Origin of the sequence: Mycolicibacter heraklionensis, assembly GCF_001021505.1 — a bacterium.
In the GTDB taxonomy this organism is placed as follows: domain Bacteria; phylum Actinomycetota; class Actinomycetes; order Mycobacteriales; family Mycobacteriaceae; genus Mycobacterium; species Mycobacterium heraklionense.
Genome location: NZ_LDPO01000007.1, coordinates 16,420 through 35,056, shown reverse-complemented (window position 1 = coordinate 35,056; position 18,637 = coordinate 16,420). Strand labels below are relative to the sequence as shown.

Genomic DNA, 18,637 nt, shown 5'->3' with positions numbered 1-18,637 from the left:
GGCCCGCGCGATGTAACGCACCAGTGTTACCCGACGCGCCCGGCAGCCGATGAGAACGTATGTTCGCGACAGGAGATTTTGATGGCCCCGGCAACACAGGCCGCCTACCACAACCCCTTCATCAAGGACGGCAAGATCCGGTTCCCGGAGAACGCCAACCTGGTGAAGACCGTCGAGCGCTGGGCCGCCTTGCGAGGCGAGAAGCTGGCGTACCGGTTCCTGGACTACTCCACCGAGCGTGACGGCCTGGCCCGCGACATCTCCTGGGCGGACTTCGGGGCCCGCAACCGCGCCGTCGGCGCCCGGCTGCAGCAGGTCACCGAGCCCGGGGACCGGGTGGCGATCCTGTGCCCGCAGAACCTGGACTACCTGGTGTCGTTCTTCGGGATCATGTACTCCGGCCGCATCGCGGTGCCGCTGTTCGACCCGGGCGAGCCGGGCCACGTGGGCCGGCTGCACGCGGTGCTCGACGACTGCACCCCGTCGGCGGTGCTGACCACCAGCGACTCGGCCGAGGGAGTCCGCAAGTTCTTCCGCAGCCGCCCGGCCAACGCCCGGCCGCGCGTCATCGCCGTCGACGCGGTGCCCGCCGAGGTCGGCTCGACCTGGGTGATGCCGGAAGTCGACCGCAACTCGGTGGCCTACCTGCAGTACACCTCCGGTTCCACCCGGACCCCGACCGGCGTGAAGATCACCCACCTGAACCTGCCCACCAACGTCGTGCAGCTGCTGGACGCGCTCAAGGGCCGCGAAGGCGACCGTGGCGTCACCTGGCTGCCGTTCTTCCACGACATGGGCCTGGTCACCATTCTGCTGTCGTGCGTGATGGGCCAGCAGTTCACCTTCATGACGCCGGCGGCGTTCGTGCGCCGGCCCTATCGCTGGATCAAGGAGATGTCGCGCAAGGAGGGGGAGACCGGGGAGTGCTTCTCGGTGGCCCCGAACTTCGCCTTCGAGCACGCCGCGGCCCGCGGCCTGCCCAAGGAGGGCGACCCGCCGCTGGACCTGAGCAACGTCCGGGCGATCCTCAACGGCAGCGAGCCGGTGTCGGCGGCGTCGGTGCGCAAGTTCAACGAGGCCTTCGGCCCGTACGGGTTCCGCGAAGAGGCGATCAAGCCGTCCTACGGGCTGGCCGAAGCCACCCTGTTCGTGTCCACCACCCCGCCCGACGAAGGACCGCGCGTGGTCTACGTCGACCGCGAGGAGCTCAACAACGGCGGCCGGTTCATCGAGGTGCCCGCTGATGCCCCCAACGCGGTCAGCCAGGCCTCGGCCGGCCGGGTGGGCGTGGACCAGTGGGCGGTGATCGTCGACTACGAGACCGGCGCCGAGCTGCCCGACGGCCAGATCGGCGAGATCTGGCTGCAGGGCAACAACATGGGTGTCGGCTACTGGAACCGCGAGAAGGAGACGGCTGACACGTTCCAGAACGTGCTCAAGTCGCGCACCAGCCCGTCCCGCGCCGAGGGCGCCGACGAGAACGGCTTGTGGGTGCGCACCGGCGACTACGGCGCCTACTACAAGGACGACCTCTACATCACCGGCCGGGTCAAGGACCTGGTGATCGTGGACGGCCGCAACCACTACCCGCAGGACTTGGAGTACTCCGCGCAGGAGGCCAGCCGGGCGCTGCGCGCCGGCTACATCGCGGCGTTCTCGGTGCCGGCCAACCAGCTGCCGCAGTCGGCCTTCGACAACCCGCACTCCGGGCTGAAGTACGACCCCGAGGACAGCTCCGAGCAGCTGGTGATCGTGGCCGAGCGCGCCCCGGGCGCCCACAAGCTGGACTACCAGCCGATCGCCGACGACATCCGGGCGGCCATCGCGGTGCGCCACGGCGTGACCGTGCGTGACGTGCTGTTGGTGTCGGCCGGCACGGTGCCGCGTACCTCCAGCGGCAAGATCGGTCGCCGCGCCTGCCGGGCCGCCTACCTGGACGGCAGCCTGCGCGGCGGCACCACCGGCCCGAACGCCTACCCCGACGAGGTTTAACCCCATATGAGTGAGGCTCCGCAATTGAGCGACGGCGACGACGCAATCCTGCGCGGCACCAGCCGCACCGACCTGACCGTCGCCGACATGCGGGCCTGGCTGCGCAACTGGGTGGCCAACGCCACCGCACAGTCGCCGGACAAGATCAACGAGACCGCCCCGCTGATCGAACTCGGCCTGTCTTCGCGTGATGCGGTGGCCATGGCCTCCGACATCGAGGACTTCACCGGGGTGACGCTGTCGGCGACGGTGGCGTTCCGCCACCCGACGATCGAGGCGCTGGCCACCGTGATCGTCGAGGGCGAGCCGGTGCTGGAGGACGACGCGGCCGGCGAGGACTGGTCGCGGGACGCCGACGTCGCCGACATCGCGGTCGTCGGCCTGGCCACCCGCTTCCCGGGTGACATGAACTCACCCGAGGACACCTGGGAAAAGCTGCTGGCGGGATTCGACGCCATCACCGACCTGCCCGAGGGCCGCTGGTCGGAGTTCTTGGAGGAGCCCCGGGTTGCCGAGCGCGTCAAAAAGGCGCGCACCCGCGGTGGCTACCTGTCCGACATCAAAGGCTTCGACGCGGAGTTCTTCGCGCTGTCGAAGATGGAAGCCGACAACGTCGACCCGCAGCAGCGGATGGCGCTCGAGCTGACCTGGGAGGCGCTGGAACACGCCCGCATCCCGGCCTCGAGCCTGCGCGGCGAAGCGGTCGCGGTTTATATGGGCTCGTCGAACGGCGACTACCAGAACCTGGCGCTGTCCGACCCGAGCATCACCCACCCGTATGCCATCACCGGCAACTCGAGCTCGATCATCGCCAACCGGGTGAGCTACTTCTACGACTTCCGCGGCCCGTCGGTGACCGTCGACACCGCATGCTCGTCGTCACTGGTCGCCGCGCACGCCGGTGTGCAGGCACTGCGCAACGGCGAGGCCGACGTGGCGGTGGTGGGCGGCGTCAACGCGCTGATCACCCCGCTGGTGACGGTCGGTTTCGACGAGGTCGGCGGGGTGCTGTCGCCCGATGGCCGGATCAAGTCGTTCTCGTCCGACGCCGACGGCTACTCCCGTGCCGAGGGCGGCGGCGTGCTGGTGCTCAAGCGTGTCGACGACGCGCGCCGCGACGGCGACCAGATCCTCGCGGTGATCGCCGGCTCCGCGGTCAACCACGACGGCCGGTCCAACGGCCTGCTGGCGCCCAACCCGGACGCTCAGGCCGCCGTGCTGCGCAAGGCCTACAAGAACGCCGGTATCGACCCGCGCACCGTCGACTACATCGAGGCGCACGGCACCGGCACCATCCTGGGCGACCCGATCGAGGCCGAGGCGCTGGGCCGGGTGGTCGGCCGGGGCCGCGCCGCCGACAAGCCCGCGCTGCTGGGCGCGGTGAAATCCAACGTGGGACACCTGGAGTCGGCGGCCGGTGCGGCCAGCCTGGCCAAGATCGTGCTCGCCCTACAGCACGACAAGATCCCACCGTCGATCAACTACGCCGGACCGAACCCCTACATCGACTTCGCCGGCACCCACTTGAAGGTCGCCGACACCGCCACCGACTGGCCGCGCTACGGCGGCTATGCGGTTGCCGGGGTGTCCGGCTTCGGATTCGGTGGGGCTAACGCTCACCTGGTGGTGCGCGAGGTGCTGCCGCGCGATGTGATCGAGCGCGAGCCGCAGCCTGAAGAGCCTGTCGCGGCCTCCGAGACCGCCGAGCCCGAGATCGAGCACGAGGCGCCCCGCTTCGACGAGTACGGCGAGTTCATTCAGCCTGAGGGTTCGCATGGCTACGGCGACGAGCCCGAGTACGAGCTGCCCGGCCTGACCGATGAGGCGTTGCGGCTGCGGGATGAGGCACTGGCCGAGCTTGCTGCCGAGGAGCCGGTGAAACCCCTGATCCCGCTGGCGATCTCGGCGTTTCTGACTTCCCGCAAGAAAGCCGCCGCCGCCGAGCTGGCGGACTGGATCGACAGCGAAGAGGGCCGGGCCACCCCGCTGACGTCGATCGGCCGGTCGCTGTCCCGGCGCAATCACGGCCGTTCCCGCGCCGTGGTGCTGGCCCACGACCACGACGAGGCGGTCGCCGGCCTGCGGGCGGTCGCCGAGGGCAAGCAGAAGCCCAACGTCTACTCCGCCGACGGCCCGGTCACCAACGGACCGGTCTGGGTGATGGCCGGCTTCGGCGCCCAGCACCGCAAGATGGGCAAGAACCTCTACCTGCGCGACCCGATCTTCGCCGAGTGGATCGAGAAGGTCGACGCCCACGTCCAGGACGAGCGCGGCTACTCGGTACTGGAGCTGATCCTCGACGACTCGCACGACTACGGCATCGAGACGTCCAACATCGCGATCTTCGCCATCCAGATCGCGCTCGGCGAGGTGCTCAAGCATCACGGAGCGCGTCCGACCGCCGTCATCGGCCAGTCGCTGGGCGAGCCGGCATCGGCCTACTTCTCCGGGGGTCTGTCCCTGGCCGACGCCACCCGGGTGATCTGCTCACGCGCGCACCTGATGGGTGAGGGCGAAGCGATGCTGTTCGGCGAGTACATCCGGTTCATGGCGCTCGTCGAGTACTCCGCCGAGGAACTCAAGACGGTGTTCGCCGACTTCCCCGGCCTGGAGGTGTGTGTCTACGCCGCCCCGAGCCAGACCGTGATCGGCGGCCCGCCCGAGCAGATCGACGAGATCGTGGCGCGCGCCGAATCCGAGGGCCGCTTCGCCCGCAAGCTGCAGACCAAGGGTGCCGGCCACACCTCGCAGATGGACCCGCTGCTGGGCGAATTCTCCGCGGAGCTGCAGGGCATCGAGCCGCACACGCCGAGCATCGGCATCTTCTCGACCGTGCACGAGGGCAGCTACGTCAAGCCCGGGGGCGAGCCGATCCACGATGTGGACTACTGGAAGAAGGGGATGCGGCACAGCGTCTACTTCACCCACGGGGTCCGCAACGCCGTCGACAACGGCTACACCACCTTCCTGGAGCTGGCGCCGAACCCGGTCGCGCTCATGCAGGTGGGGCTGACCACGGCCAGCGCTGGGCTGCACGATGCCCAACTGATCGCCACGTTGGCCCGCAAGACCGACGATGTCGACGCCATGACGATGGCGATGGCCCAGCTCTACGTCTACGGTCACGACCTGGACTTCCGCACGTTGTTCCCGCGTGAGGTCCAAGGGCCGGTCAGCCCGGCGGAGTTCGCCAACATTCCGCCGACGCGCTTCAAGCGCAAGCCGCACTGGCTCGACGCCCGGTTCTCCGGGGACGCCACCGGTGTCATGCCCGGCTCGCACGTCGCGTTGCCGGACGGCCGGCACGTCTTCGAGTACGCCGGTCGCGGTGAGACGGATTTGGCCGCCTTGGTGAAAGCCGCTGCCGCTGCGGTCATTCCGGACTCGACTCTGGTGGCCTCCGAGCAGCGGGCGGTGCCGGGGGAGGGTTCTCGGCTGGTGACGACGCTGACCCGGCACCCGGGCGGCGCTGCTGTTCAGGTGCACTCGCGCATCGGCGAGTCGTTCACGCTGGTCTACGACGCACTGGTGAGTCGCAGTGGGGCCGAAGGGGTTTCGCTGCCGGTCGCGGTCGGCGCCGGCACCGCGGTGGCGTCTTCATCGGTTGCGGCACCCGTTACGCAGCCCGAGGAGCCGGTTGACGACGCCGAGATCCTGCACGACAACCTGACCGCCGGCGCCGGCCTGGCCGCCGGGTTCGCCAAGTGGTCCCCGGAATCCGGGGAGACTGTCGCCGATCGGCTGGGCGCGATCGTCGGTGGCGCCATGGGCTACGAGCCCGAGGACCTGCCGTGGGAAGTGCCGCTGATCGAGCTGGGTCTGGACTCGCTGATGGCGGTGCGGATCAAGAACCGGGTCGAATACGACTTCGACATACCGCCGATCCAGCTGACCGCGGTCCGCGACGCGAACCTCTACAACATCGAAGAGATGCTCCGCTACGCAGTCGAGCACCGCGACGAGGTCGAGGCACTGCACGAGCATCAGCAGACCCAGACGCCCGAGGAGATCGCCGCCGAGCAGGCCGCGATCCTCGCCGCGGCCAAGGCAGCCGAGGCGGCGGACGCCGCACCAGCGGCCGAGCCCGCTGCAGCGCCGCCCCCGTCGGACATCCCGATCCCGCCGCCGCCGACCAACCCGGCAGGGCCCGCGGTTCCGCCCCCGCCGACCGATCCCTCCGGACCGTCCGGCGTGAGTTCCAAGACCGCCGCCGCGGCGGCCGCCAAGGTGCTCACCCAGGAAGCGGTGACCGAGGCGCTGGGCGCCGACGTGCCACCGCGCGACGCCGCCGAGCGGGTCACGTTCGCCACCTGGGCGATCGTCACCGGGAAGTCGCCGGGTGGCATCTTCAACGAGCTGCCCGCTCTCGACGACGACACCGCGACCAAGATGGCCGAGCGGCTGTCGGAGCGGGCCGAGGGCATCATCACCGTCGACGACGTTAAGTCGGCGACCACCATCGAGGCGCTGGCGACCATCGTCCGCGATCAGCTCGAGGACGGTGTGGTGGACGGATTCGTCCGCACTCTGCGCGCCAAACCCGAAGGCTCGAACAAGGTTCCGCTGTTCGTGTTCCACCCGGCCGGTGGCTCGACGGTGGTCTACGAGCCGCTGATGAAGCGGCTGCCCGCCGACACCCCGGTCTACGGCATCGAGCGGGTGGAGGGCTCCATCGAGGAGCGCGCCGCCGAGTACGTGCCCAAGCTGCTGGAACTGCACGACGGGCCGTTCGTGCTGGCCGGGTGGTCGCTGGGCGGGGCGATGGCCTACGCGTGTGCGATCGGGCTGAAGCAGGCCGGGGCCGACGTGCGTTACGTCGGGCTGATCGACGCGGTGATGCCCGGTGAGCCGATCGACCAGAGCAAGGAAGGCATGCGTGCCCGTTGGGACCGCTATGCGCGGTTCGCCGAGCGCACCTTCAACGTCGAGGTTCCCGAGATCCCCTACGAGGAGCTGGAAAAGCTCGACGATGAGGGCCAGGTTCGCTTCGTGATGGACGTCGTGGCCCAGAGCGGGGTGCAGATCCCGGGCGGCATCATCGAGCACCAGCGCACGTCGTACCTGGACAACCGGGCCCTGGACACCGCCGAATACCAGCCCTACGACGGCTATGTGGCGCTGTACATGGCTGACCGCTACCACGATGACGCCATCGTGTTCGAGCCCGCCTACGCCACCCGCAAGCCCGACGGCGGCTGGGGTGAATACGTCAGCGACCTGGAGATCGTGCCGATCGGGGGCGAGCACGTTCAGGTCATCGATGAGCCGTACATTGCCAAGGTAGGCGCCCACATGAGCGAGGCGATCAACCGGATCCAGGGAGAGCAGTGACCACCGAGTTCCCACCCGCCCACCCGCCAAAGACCACTGCGCAATTGCTGTCCGAACTCCGCGAAAAGCTGGAGCTGGCCAAGGAACCCGGCGGTGAGGCGGCCGTCGCCAAGCGGGCGAAGAAGGGCATCCCCAGTGCCCGCGACCGCATTCATGCGCTGCTGGACCCGGGCAGCTTCTTGGAGATCGGTGCGCTGTGCAAGACCCCCGGTGACCCGAACGCGCTCTACGGCGACGGCGTGGTCACCGGTCACGGCCGGATCAACGGCCGACCCGTCGGGGTGTTCAGCCACGACCAGACCGTGTTCCAGGGCTCGGTCGGGGAGATGTTCGGCCGCAAGGTGGCCAAGCTGATGGAGTGGGTGGCCATGGTCGGCTGCCCGATCATCGGCATCAACGACTCGGCGGGCGCGCGGATCCAGGACGCGGTGACATCGCTGGCCTGGTACGCCGAGCTGGGACGGCGCCACGAAATGCTGCGCGGCCTGGTTCCGGAGATCTCGATCATCTTGGGTAAATGTGCTGGGGGAGCGGTGTATTCGCCGATCCAGACGGACCTGTTGGTGGCCGTACGTGATCAGGGCTACATGTTCATCACCGGACCGGACGTGATCAAGGACGTCACCGGCGAGGACGTCAGCTTCGACGAGCTCGGCGGCGCCGACGCGCAGGCGCAGCGCGGCAACATCCACAAGGTGGTCGACGACGAGGCGGCGGCGTTCCAGTACGTGCGTGACTACTTGTCGTTCCTGCCGTCCAACCACTTCGACGACGCGCCGATCGTCAACCCCGGCCTGGAGCCGGAGATCACCCCGCACGACCTGGAGCTGGACTCGATCGTTCCGGACGCCGACAACGTCGCCTACGACATGCACGAGATCCTGCTGCGGATCTTCGACGACGGCGACGTCTTCGAGATCTCCGAACAGCGCGGGAAGGCGATGATCACCGCGTTCGCCCGGGTGGACGGGCATCCGGTCGGGGTGATCGCCAACCAGCCGATGTTCATGTCCGGGGCGGTCGACACCGAGGCATCCGACAAGGCGGCCAGTTTCATCCGATTCTGCGACTCCTACAACCTCCCGTTGGTTTTCGTCGTCGACACCCCCGGCGCCATGCCCGGGGTGTCGGAGGAGAAGAACGGGATCATCAAGCGCGGTGGCCGGTTCTTCAACGCCATCGTCGAGGCCGACGTGCCCAAGGTGACCGTGATCATCCGCAAGGCCTACGGCGGTGGCTACGCGGTGATGGGCTCCAAGCAGCTGTCCGCGGATCTGAACTTCGCCTGGCCGACGGCCCGCATCGCGGTGATCGGCGCCGACGGCGCGGCCCAGCTGCTGGTGAAGCGCTTCCCGGACCCGACCGCGCCCGAGGTGCAGAAGATCAAGCAGGATTTCATCGACGGCTACAACGAGAACATGGCGATCCCTTGGACTGCCGCCGAGCGCGGCTACATCGACGCCGTGATCCAGCCGCACGAGACCCGGTTGTTGCTGCGTAAGTCGCTGCGCCTGCTGCGGGACAAGCAGAACTTCCCGAAGGTGCAGCGTAAGCACGGTCTGCTGCCCATCTAGCCGGCGCTTCCACTTCGCCGCTAAGTCCTGGCTCAGATTGCGGGAACATTAGGTGGCCTGCGTTCTCAGGGTACGTGCCGTTTTTTCCTGGTGAGGGCGCGTTTCCAGGATAGTGAACCTGAATTTGACATAACAGAGTGTGATTGAAATCATCCAGGTTCGGCAACGCCCCACTGATGTGGCGGCCTCGAGAATCTGGCGAGGAATCCTGGATGTTTGATGCAGTCGCGGCACGGTCCACCCACTGCGAGCCCGGCCTGCGAGCTGCACTGGCCGCCACCGCGCTGGTTGTCGGTATCGCCGGTGCTCCCCAGATCGCTTCGCTGACCTCGGCTCCCGGCCATACCGGGGTGCTGCTGTCCGCCGCCGAGGTCGGCTCCCTCGCCGACTCCGGCATCGCGCTGATCATGGGCCCCAGCATGATCCCCACGCCGAGCCAGCAGTTCGCCGACACGGTCAATGAACTGTTCCTGCAGCCGCGCGGCTTCGCCGGTGAACTCGAGGTGCTGACCACACCCGAGGAGGCTTACGTTCTGGACAAGTCCTTGGCCAGGGGGGCGGAGATTCTGGCCGACAGGGTGCAGGCTCTGATCGCAGATGGCCAGGTCGACGCCGATCACCCGGTGACGGTCTTCGGCTACTCGCAGAGCGCTGCTCTCACGACTTTGGCAATGCAGCAGCTCGACGACGCCGGCGTGCCGAGTTCTGCGGTGCACTTCGTGTTGATCGGCAATTCGGCCAACCCCAACGGCGGGATGCTGGTCGGCTTCGAAAACATGCCCCAGATCGTCGAGGCCATGGGGCAGAGCGAGGTCACCCTCGGCAACCCGACGCCCCACGATCTGTACCCCACCAGCATCTACACCCTGGAGTACGACGGCTACGCGGACTTCCCGCGGTACGTCAGCAACATCTTCGCCGATCTCAACGCCGTTATGGGTATGGCCATCCAGCACATCGCCTACCTCGGCCTGACTCCCGAGCAGATCGAGGGCGCGATTCTGCTGGATTCAGACCCCGACAGCCTGGTCAGCTCTTACATGATCCAGAGCGAGTACCTGCCGCTGCTGTATCCGCTGCTGTTCGTTCCGGTGACTGGAAAGCCGTTGTACGACTTGATGGAACCAAGCATGCGGATCCTGGTGAATCTGGGCTACGGCAGCATCGAGAACGGGTGGAACGAGGGCTCTCCCGACCAGCCGACGATGTTCACGATGGATCAGCCGAACATCGACTGGACCGAGGTCAACGCTGCGCTGGCGGTGGCGGCGCAGACCGGCTGGAGCGCCTTCGTTGCCGACATCTTCGACCCGGCTACCTATGAGGTGGTCGACATGCTCGACAACCCTGCGCTGGCGCCACTGTTGGCAGCAGGGGATGGCGTGGGCCTGGCCGAAGGCGCGGATGCGCAGGACATGCTCAACAGCTTGACGAACCTGATGTGGGAATCGCTGGTCGGTCAGTACCTGGACCCGTCCTACTGGGAAGCTCAGGCCTAGCGGCCCTCGCCGCCGTGCCCGGAACGCCGGCCGGCGGTCTCAGGCGGGTAAGTGTTGCGTAACGCTTCAGCAACACCAGTCACTTCTGTTGCAAACCAATTATCGTTTACCCCAGGCGATCCCATGATGGGCTAGCCGCCGAGGTTCCAATTGTACGGGGCCGGAACGTGTTTCCGGCTGCCCGGATCGCCGTGCGAATCGTCGGAGGCTGACGAGGGGGCCGACGTGTGTACTGGCAGCGTGTGCCCTAGCGGCGAGACGCGATGAGTCTACTGCTGCCGGCGAGGCCGTCGGCGCCGGTCATGCCGAAACCGCGGAGCGCTCCAGATGAACATAAACGCCTGCTGCGCAAGGCAATTACAGCTTCGGCTATCGGTAACGCAACCGAATGGTATGACTACGGCGTTTACGCCGTCGTGGCCACCTATCTGACCGAAGCGTTCTTTCCGGACACGCTGGGCAACCTCGGAACGATGCTCGGGTTCGCGGTCTCTTTCGTGCTGCGGCCGCTGGGCGGCATGATCTGGGGCCCGATCGGGGACCGGTTCGGGCGCAAGTCGGTACTGGTGGCGACGATTCTGCTGATCGCGGTGGCGACGACATTGATCGGCGTCTTGCCCACCTACGCCGCAGCGGGCTGGTGGGCGCCAGGCCTGCTGATCGCCCTGCGGGTGGTGCAGGGCTTCTCCACCGGCGGCGAATATGGCGGCGCCGCAACATTTATGGCCGAAAGCGCACCCGATGACAAACGCGGGACCTACGGCAGCTTCCTGGAGTTCGGCGCCGTCGGCGGCTTCGTTCTCGGCAGTGCCGTGGTGTTGGCGCTGGAGGCGATGCTCAGCCACGAGCAGATGGCGGCCTGGGGCTGGCGTATCCCGTTCCTGTTGGCCCTGCCGCTGGGGGTGCTGGGGCTGATCCTGCGCAGTCGGATGCCGGAGACGCCGGTGTTCGCCGAGTGCGTCGCCTGCGACGCGATCAAGGGATCGGCCTGGGACCGACTGGTCGACCTGCTGACCAACTACACCCGACCGATCGTGGTCACCTTCGCGCTGCTGGTCGCGCTGAACATCATCGACTACACCCTGGTGACCTACCAACCGACCTACTTGCACGCCTCCGCCGGACTTGACGAACGCAGCAGGACGGCGGTGGTGCTGGTCGGGGAGCTGGCCATGATGGCCTGCATACCCTTCGCGGGTGCCTGGTCGGACCGCATCGGCCGCAAGCCGCTGTGGCGCGGGTCGCTGGCCGGGTTCGCTGTGCTGGCGTTGCCGATGTACTGGCTGATGGGGCAGGGCTTCGCCTTCGCGCTGGTGGGATTCACGGTGCTCAGCGTGCTGTTCGCCGCGCCGCTGGCAACGGTGGCGGCGACGTTCCCGGCGATGTTCCCCACCCAGGTGCGTTATGCGGGATTCGCGATCGCCGACAACGCCGCGGTCGCGGTCTTCGGCGGCACCGCACCGGTGCTGGCGGACTCGGTGATCGAGCACACCGGATGGCAGCTTTTCCCGGCGGTGTACCTGGTGGTCGCCGCGGTGATCGGGCTGGTCGCGTTGCGGTTCCTGCCGGAGACCCGCGGGTGCTCACTGCGCGGTACCGGGATCCCCGGAGTGCAGGGCGAACTGGAGCGAGAGCTGGCGGAGGTGATGGCTACGCAGCCGTTGGCCCTGCCCGCGAGCGTGCGCAGAATGCCGGTTTCACCCGGCGTGTCGTGCACAGACGCGCACGCTCGCGGGTTGGGGGGTGCCCCGTCAGGCCTTGATGCGGATCTGGCCCGGTGACCACCAGCCCGAACGCGTGGCGCTGCCCAGGTCCAACTCCGCCGGCGTGGCCGGCGTGATCACGTCGAACTGACGCAACGAGCCCCAGTCCCGGCCCCAGTCGTAGTTCAGGTACGTGGCCATCACGTGCGCCCGCAGCAGCATGTCGGAGATGCCCAGCAACCCGCCGTTGACCCCGTCCTGCCAGGTGTCGGTGTCCTGCTTCTTGGCGTTGTAGTCCGGGGTGATCCGGTACTGAGGCACCTCGGTGACCCCGTTGGCGTGCAGCATCGGGTGCTGGCACGGGAAGGCCAGGCCCACCGCCCAGTCCAGCAGTACCGGCTTATCGGAGCCGATGTACTCCTGGATGGTCTTCACCTCGGGCAGTCGCGGCGGGGTGAACGCGATCCAGTCCCGCGGGTTCAGCGACTTGTCCACGGCCACAATGCGTACCGCGACGGCGTCGGCCGGGATCTGCGAGCGCGGGTAGCGCAGGTTGCGCCACATCCGCGGCCACTCGCCGAACAGGTCGTAGGGCACCAGCCGTCCGGCGGCCACCGGGGCGCCGTCGGGCCCGGGCACGCCGTACTCCAGCTGCACGTCCTGGCCGGTGGTGTAGCCCTTCAGCACGCTGTTGCCGGCGATGGTGCCCGCGGCGGTCACTGCCACCAAGGGGTGGCCGTCATCGGCAGAAGGAAGGGCGTACCAGGCCGACGTCAGCTTGGACTCCTGCTGGCCGTCGGTGCTGTAGCTGCCCGCCAACGGAATCCGGGCCGGGTCCAGTCCGTAGGGCAAAGGGACGGTCGAGCCGTTGACCCCGGCCGTCTTCAACTTCTTCGGGGCGTCCCAGTCATAGTCGGTGCCGGGCTGGGTGATCGGCATCCGCAGTGACTCGGCCACCACCTTCTCCGGTACCCCGCTGGCGGTGAAGCCGACCGGGTCCACCCCGCCCAGTGGTCCGAGCTCGCCGTACTCGCCGGGCAGCGGCGTCAGCGCGCCGTCGTTGGGGTCGGGCTCCACCAGCACGTTGTCGGCCAGCCCGCAGCCGCCCACGAACGCCCGCACGTTGGCCAGGCCGTTGGAGTAGGTCGGGTACTCGCGGACGATCCCGGCCACCATCGAGGCCACGAACACGCACACCATGAAACCGGCCGCCACCGGAACGGGCGCGGCGGTCAACGCCCGGGCCAGCCGGCCCTCGCCGCGGTCACGCGGCGCGAAGTGCAGCCAGGCCGCCCAGCCGGCCGCCACAGCGAACATGGCGAACAGGATTGTGCTGACGGTGATTCCGCCGATGCGCGGCATGTCGGCGTTGAACGGCACGCCATAGCTGGAGACGTACCACCAGCCGTTGGTGGTGGCGAAACACAGCGCGAGTATGAACAACACGGCTGCGGCGAATGCCATTCGGTTTCTCGACCAGTGCACCACTTGTCGCGAAACCAGCACCGTGGTGAGTGCCGCCATCGCTCCGGCCACCGCGGCGAACAGCCCGAAGTGGTGCACCCACTTGGTCGGGGCGAACATCAGCGAGAACATCGTCGCCAGGATTACGCCCATCAGCCGCCACACCGGGCCGCTGGCGACCCCGGCGATCCGCTTGCGCCGCAACATGATGAACATCGCGGTGAACAGGCACAGCGCACAGATCAGGAAGCCGAACCGCCGCGACAGCGAGCCGTCGACGGTGGGCAGGATCAGGTAGTAGTAACGCAGGTTCTCGGTGTACCAGGCCTGGCTGGGACCGATCGCGGTGCGAACCCGGGTGGCTTCCAACACGGTTCGGATGGTCTGGTCGGCGAAGACCACGGTCAGGATCACCGCGCCGGCGGCCAGCAGCGGCGCCACCAGCGGCCAGGTGCCGTGAAGGCGGTGACGGCGCACCAGGATCCGCAGCAGCGGCCGGCCACCGGCCAGCAGCGCGGCCACCGCGATCAACCCGGTCGGCTGAATGCCCAGGGTGAAGGCCGCGCAGATGATCGCCAGCGCCGCCGGGGTCAGTCGGCTGGAGATGATCGCCCGCTCCACCAGCACGTAGGTGATCAGCGCCCCGACCGCGATGATCCCCTCGGGCCGCAGGCCGTTGTTGAACGGCATCCAGGCCGCCAGCAGCACCATTCCGGCCGCCCACAGGGCGGGTTTGCTGGCCGCCACCGCCGGGCCGAACCGGGGCAGCACCTCACGGCTGAGCAGCAGCCAGCACACCAGCCCGGCGACCAGGTCCGGCAGCCGGATCCAGATGCTGGCGTCGGACACGTGCGTCATCAGTGCCAGCAGGTTGTAGTACCAGCCGAACGGGTCTTCCGGGCTGCCGAACCAGCGGAAGTAGTTGCTCATATAGCCGGCGTGGTCGGCGACCCGGGCCATCCCCAGGATGTAGCCGTCGTCGGAGGAGTTCGCCCCGATCACGTACCAGAGCAGGAACCCGAACACCACCGCCACGTCGGCCAGCGAGAAGAACCGCCAGCGGCTTGGGATCAGCCGGTGCATCCGGTGGCCGTCGAGGCGGTCCAGGCGCCACAGCGCCAGCACCGCGATCGCGGTGGCGAGGATGGCCGCGTAGATCGCGGCCCGCTTGAGCATCGTCGGCTTGGTGGAGAACCGGGTGTCGATGTCGGCGGTCAGCGAAAGACCGTCGGGCGCCGGGCCGGCCAGGTCGGTGAACACCCCGACGATCTGCGGGCGCAGGTTCGGGTCCGGCCAGCCGTAGCGCTGGGTGATCCCGCCGATGGTGGCGAAGGTTCCGGCGTGCGACGAGGTGACCTCGATGTCGGTGCAGCCGGGGCCTTCCACCTTGGCCCGCGGTGCGGTGGCCAGCACCACGTTGCGGTCGGTGACGTCCACCCGTTTCTCGGTGACAGTGATGAACAGCCCGTTGAGGGCGGCGTCCTTGCCCTTGGCCGGCGCGGTCGCCAGCAGCGTGCCGCCCTCGGCGGGCAGTGCGCGCACCAAGGCGCACGGCGCCTTCACCGACATCGAGATCGGGGTCTGGGAGATCAGTGGCGCCGTCACACTGCCCAGCTCACCGTGCTGCGGCCAGTTCAGCGTGGCGGTGGTCTGCACCACCGGCAGCAGCGGGGTGGCCACCGACAGCAGGAAGCCCACCAGGCCGGCGACGACGGCCACCCACCGGGTCAGTTTGAGGTCACGGTCGGTCACAGGCGGCGTCATGGCAGTGCTCGAATCGGTCCGGGCCGGCTCCAGCCGGTAACAGTGACGGTGCCCTCGTCGATGACGGCGTCGGGCGCGGCCTTCGCGGGGATCAGTCGGTGATAGGCCTCCACCGCGCCCCAGTCGCGATACCAGTCATTGCGCAGGTAGGTCGGGACGGTGGTGGTCCACAGCATGGCCTGGGTGATCATGAACGGTCCACCGTCCTCGGCCGACTGCCACAGGTTCGACGACGCCGCGGTCTGCTTGTGGTCGGGCATGATCCGGTACTCCGGCAGCTCGGCGATGCCCAGGTGCTCGGTGAACGGCCGCTGGCACGGGAAGTTCGCCGCGACGGCGATGTCCATCAGCACCGGGGTCTGCGAGCCCATCAACTCACTGATGGTCTTGACCACCGGCACCCGCGGCGGGGTGAAGGCGATCCACTGCTCGGTGGACAGGTTCGGGTCGTTGGCGACGATGCGCACCACGTCGGTGCCGGGCGGCGCCCAGGCCAACGGGAAACGCAGGTTGCGCCAGGAGTTCTGCGGCCCGATGTCGATCGGCTCCACCTCCCCGCGCGCGGTGAATGTGCCGTCGGGGCTGCTGGTTCCCCACTCCAGCTTCAGCGGCTGGCCGTAGTCGAGCTTGCCGTCCTCGCCGTGCGACCAGATGGCGCCGGCAGCGCTGACCACGACAATCGGTGCCCGGTCCGCCGACTGTTCCGGCAGTCGGTACCAGACCGAGGTGGCGTGTGCGGCCACCTGCTCTTTGTAGGAGCCGAGCACCGGGGTGACGGCCGGGTCCAGACCGTAGGGCAGGGCCACCCGGGAGCCGTTCACCCCGTCGGGGGCGTCGTCGGGGATCTTGCCGCCGGCGGTGCCCGCCGCGTCGCTCTGGTTGGCGCTGGGCTTGTTGGGGGAGGCATCCGCGTTGGGCACACCGGGCTTGGCGATGACGGCCAGCGAGGTGAGGTCGTCATCGACGGAGTTGGGGTCGAAGCCGTACGGGTCGGAACCACCGAGGGGGCCGAGCTCGGTGTATTTCTGGCCGGGAACCGGTTGCAGCAGACCGGCGTTGACGTCGGGTTCGGTCAGCACGTCGTCGGCCATGGCGCAGCTGGACAGTCCGGAACGGATGGCGTCGATGTTGGCTCGGGCGGTGGTATAGGCCGGGTAGCGGCCGGCAGCGGCCTTGGCCATCGAGCCCACCATCAGCAGCACCATCAAGCTGGCGAGCACCAGCAGCGGCGTCGACGCCAGGATCCGGTTGCGCCGCGTCGGCGTCACCTCGGTGTGCCCGGTGTAGTCCAGCCGGAAGTGCTGCCAGCCGGCCAGCAGACCGGTGGCGATCGAGGCCGCCAGGAACATCGACGTCACCGGCTTGCTGGCGATCACCGGCGGGATGTCGAACCACGGAACCCCGTAGCCGCCGACGTAGAACCAGCCGTTGACGCCCGAGGTCGCCACGGCCACCAGGAACAGCAGCGCGGTGACATACAGGGTCATGTTGCGTCGGCTGTGCAGCCCGACCCGGGCGAACGTGAACGCGGTGAGCGCCGCCAGCGCCCCGGCCAGTCCGGCGAACCCGCCGAACTGCACCGCCCACTTGGTCGGGGTGAACGTCAACAGCAGCAGGCCCACCGCGGTCGAGCCGATCAGCCGCCAGGCCGGGCCGCTGGCCACCCCGTTGATCCGGCCGCGCCGCAGCAGCACCACCAGCATGGCGAACATGCAGAACAACAGCACCAGCACGGCGAACCGGCGGGTCAGCGAGGCGTCGACGTTCTCCTCGACGGTCAGGAAGTAATACCGCAGGAACTCCTGGTACCAGGCGATGGTCGGACCGACCACGTACTTGATCCGGGCCGATTCGGCGACCGCGGCCAGGGTCGCCGACCGGCACACCACCACGGCGATCACCGAGGCGGCCGCGGCCAGCACCGCCAGCGGTGCGACCAGACCGTCGGCGGCCCGGCGTTTGCGGATCACCGCCTCGATGGCCCGGGAGCCGGTCAGCAGTGGAGCCAGCGCGATGAGCCCGTGGGGAGCCAGCGTGACGGTGAAGACCGCGACCAGGACCGCGCACGCGGTGGGCACCAGCCGGCGGGTGGCGATGGTGCGTTCCACCAGCACCCAGACCACCAGGGTGCCCAGCGCGATCAGTGGCTCGGGGCGCAGGCCGTTGTTGAACGGCAGCCAGGCCGCCGCGAACATGGCCGCGGCGGTGAACACCGCCACCCGGTTGCCGGACAGCCGGCCCAGCCGGGGCAGGATGCGGCGGCTGATGATCAGCCAGCAGGCCATGCCGGCCAGCGTGGCGGGCAGCCGCATCCACACCCCGGCGGTGCTGACCGTGCTCAACTGGCCCAGCAGCGCCGGGTACCAGTCGAACGGGGCCTCGGTAGTGCCGAAGAACCGGTAGTAGTTGGCCACATAGCCGGCATGCGCGACGTTGCGGGCCATCGTGAGGTTGTAGCCGTCGTCGCTGGAGATGGCGCCGATGACGTGCCACAGCGCCAGGGTGCCGATGACGCCGACGTCGGCGAGTCGGGTCACCGCATGGACCTTGGATCTGGCTTGCCGACGTCGCGGTCCGTCCAGTACCGCCAGCGCGACGATCGAGGCCAGCACCGCCAGCACCCCGAGCGCCATCACGGCGCTCTTGAGAGCGGTGGGTGCGGTGATGAACCGGGTGTCGACGTCGATGCGGGCGTTCAGGCCCGGCTGGGGGCCGATCTCCAGTTCGGTGAAGATCCCGCCGATCTGCGGCTTGTTCTCCGGGGGGAGGGTGCCGGCCGCGCCGGGGATGCCGACGAAATCCGCGCCGACCCCGCCGGCCCCGGCCCACAGGTGCAGTTCGCTGCAGTCGGCGAGCTTGCTCCGGGGGGTGGCCGCGGCCACGTGGTCGCGGTATGCGGCGAACACGCTCGCCTTGTTGGCCCGCACGAACAGGCCGTGCGCGGTGGCGTCCACTCCGCCGGCCGGCACGGTCGACAGCACCAGGCCGCCCTTGTCGCCCACGGTCGCGATTGCCGAGCAGGGGATGGTGATGTCCAGGCTGCGGGGCGCACCGGACACCAGCGGAGCGGTGACGTCGGTGACGTGGCCGTCGGCGTCGACGCCCTGCGGCCAGGCGATGGTGGCGGTGGTCTGTCTGACCGGGAGCAGCGGGGTGATGCCGCACAGCAGCACGCCGGTGACGCCGGCCACCACCGCGATCAGCCGTGCGATCCGATAACGCTGCTTGGGCTGGTCGTAGGTGGAGGACACGAGCCCTGATGTTAGGCGACCGCGTCGGCGCCGCGGCGGACCATACGACAGAGTTGCCC

The 18,637-nt window shown here is 68.5% G+C and carries 7 protein-coding genes; 5 read left to right on the top strand and 2 right to left on the bottom strand.

What is annotated here, in order from left to right:
• Nucleotides 1-81: 81 nt before the first annotated feature.
• The 5 genes from fadD32 to ABW16_RS10405 all read left to right on the top strand — a co-directional run bounded on the left by fadD32 (nt 82) and on the right by ABW16_RS10405 (nt 12,177).
• Nucleotides 82-1,992, top strand: coding sequence for a long-chain-fatty-acid--AMP ligase FadD32 (fadD32, locus tag ABW16_RS10425; RefSeq protein ID WP_047319110.1), 1,911 nt, complete (start codon nt 82-84; stop codon nt 1,990-1,992).
• 6 nt (nt 1,993-1,998) lie between these two features.
• Nucleotides 1,999-7,323, top strand: coding sequence for a polyketide synthase Pks13 (gene pks13 / locus ABW16_RS10420; protein ID WP_047319109.1), 5,325 nt, complete (start codon nt 1,999-2,001; stop codon nt 7,321-7,323).
• Complete coding sequence (locus ABW16_RS10415; protein WP_047319108.1) at nt 7,320-8,897, top strand: acyl-CoA carboxylase subunit beta; 1,578 nt, start codon at nt 7,320-7,322, stop codon at nt 8,895-8,897. Before pks13 ends, ABW16_RS10415 begins: the two co-directional genes overlap by 4 nt.
• Nucleotides 8,898-9,109: 212 nt before the next feature.
• A complete protein-coding gene (locus tag ABW16_RS10410) occupies nt 9,110-10,396 on the top strand; it encodes a PE-PPE domain-containing protein (protein WP_082134048.1) in 1,287 nt (428 codons plus the stop codon).
• 263 nt (nt 10,397-10,659) lie between these two features.
• Nucleotides 10,660-12,177, top strand: coding sequence for an MFS transporter (locus ABW16_RS10405; protein ID WP_082134047.1), 1,518 nt, complete (start codon nt 10,660-10,662; stop codon nt 12,175-12,177).
• Here the strand turns inward: ABW16_RS10405 and ABW16_RS10400 are convergent.
• Nucleotides 12,148-15,327: an arabinosyltransferase domain-containing protein gene (locus ABW16_RS10400; RefSeq protein WP_047319107.1), complete on the bottom strand. Its 3,180-nt coding sequence runs from the start codon at nt 15,325-15,327 to the stop codon at nt 12,148-12,150. The two genes, ABW16_RS10405 and ABW16_RS10400, sit on opposite strands and share 30 nt — an antisense overlap.
• The gene (locus tag ABW16_RS10395) at nt 15,324-18,578 is read right to left on the bottom strand and encodes an arabinosyltransferase domain-containing protein (protein WP_047319106.1); all 3,255 of its coding nucleotides are present in this window, start codon (nt 18,576-18,578) and stop codon (nt 15,324-15,326) included. The genes ABW16_RS10400 and ABW16_RS10395 overlap by 4 nt, the downstream gene beginning before the upstream one ends.
• Between the last annotated feature and the right edge of the window lie 59 nt (nt 18,579-18,637).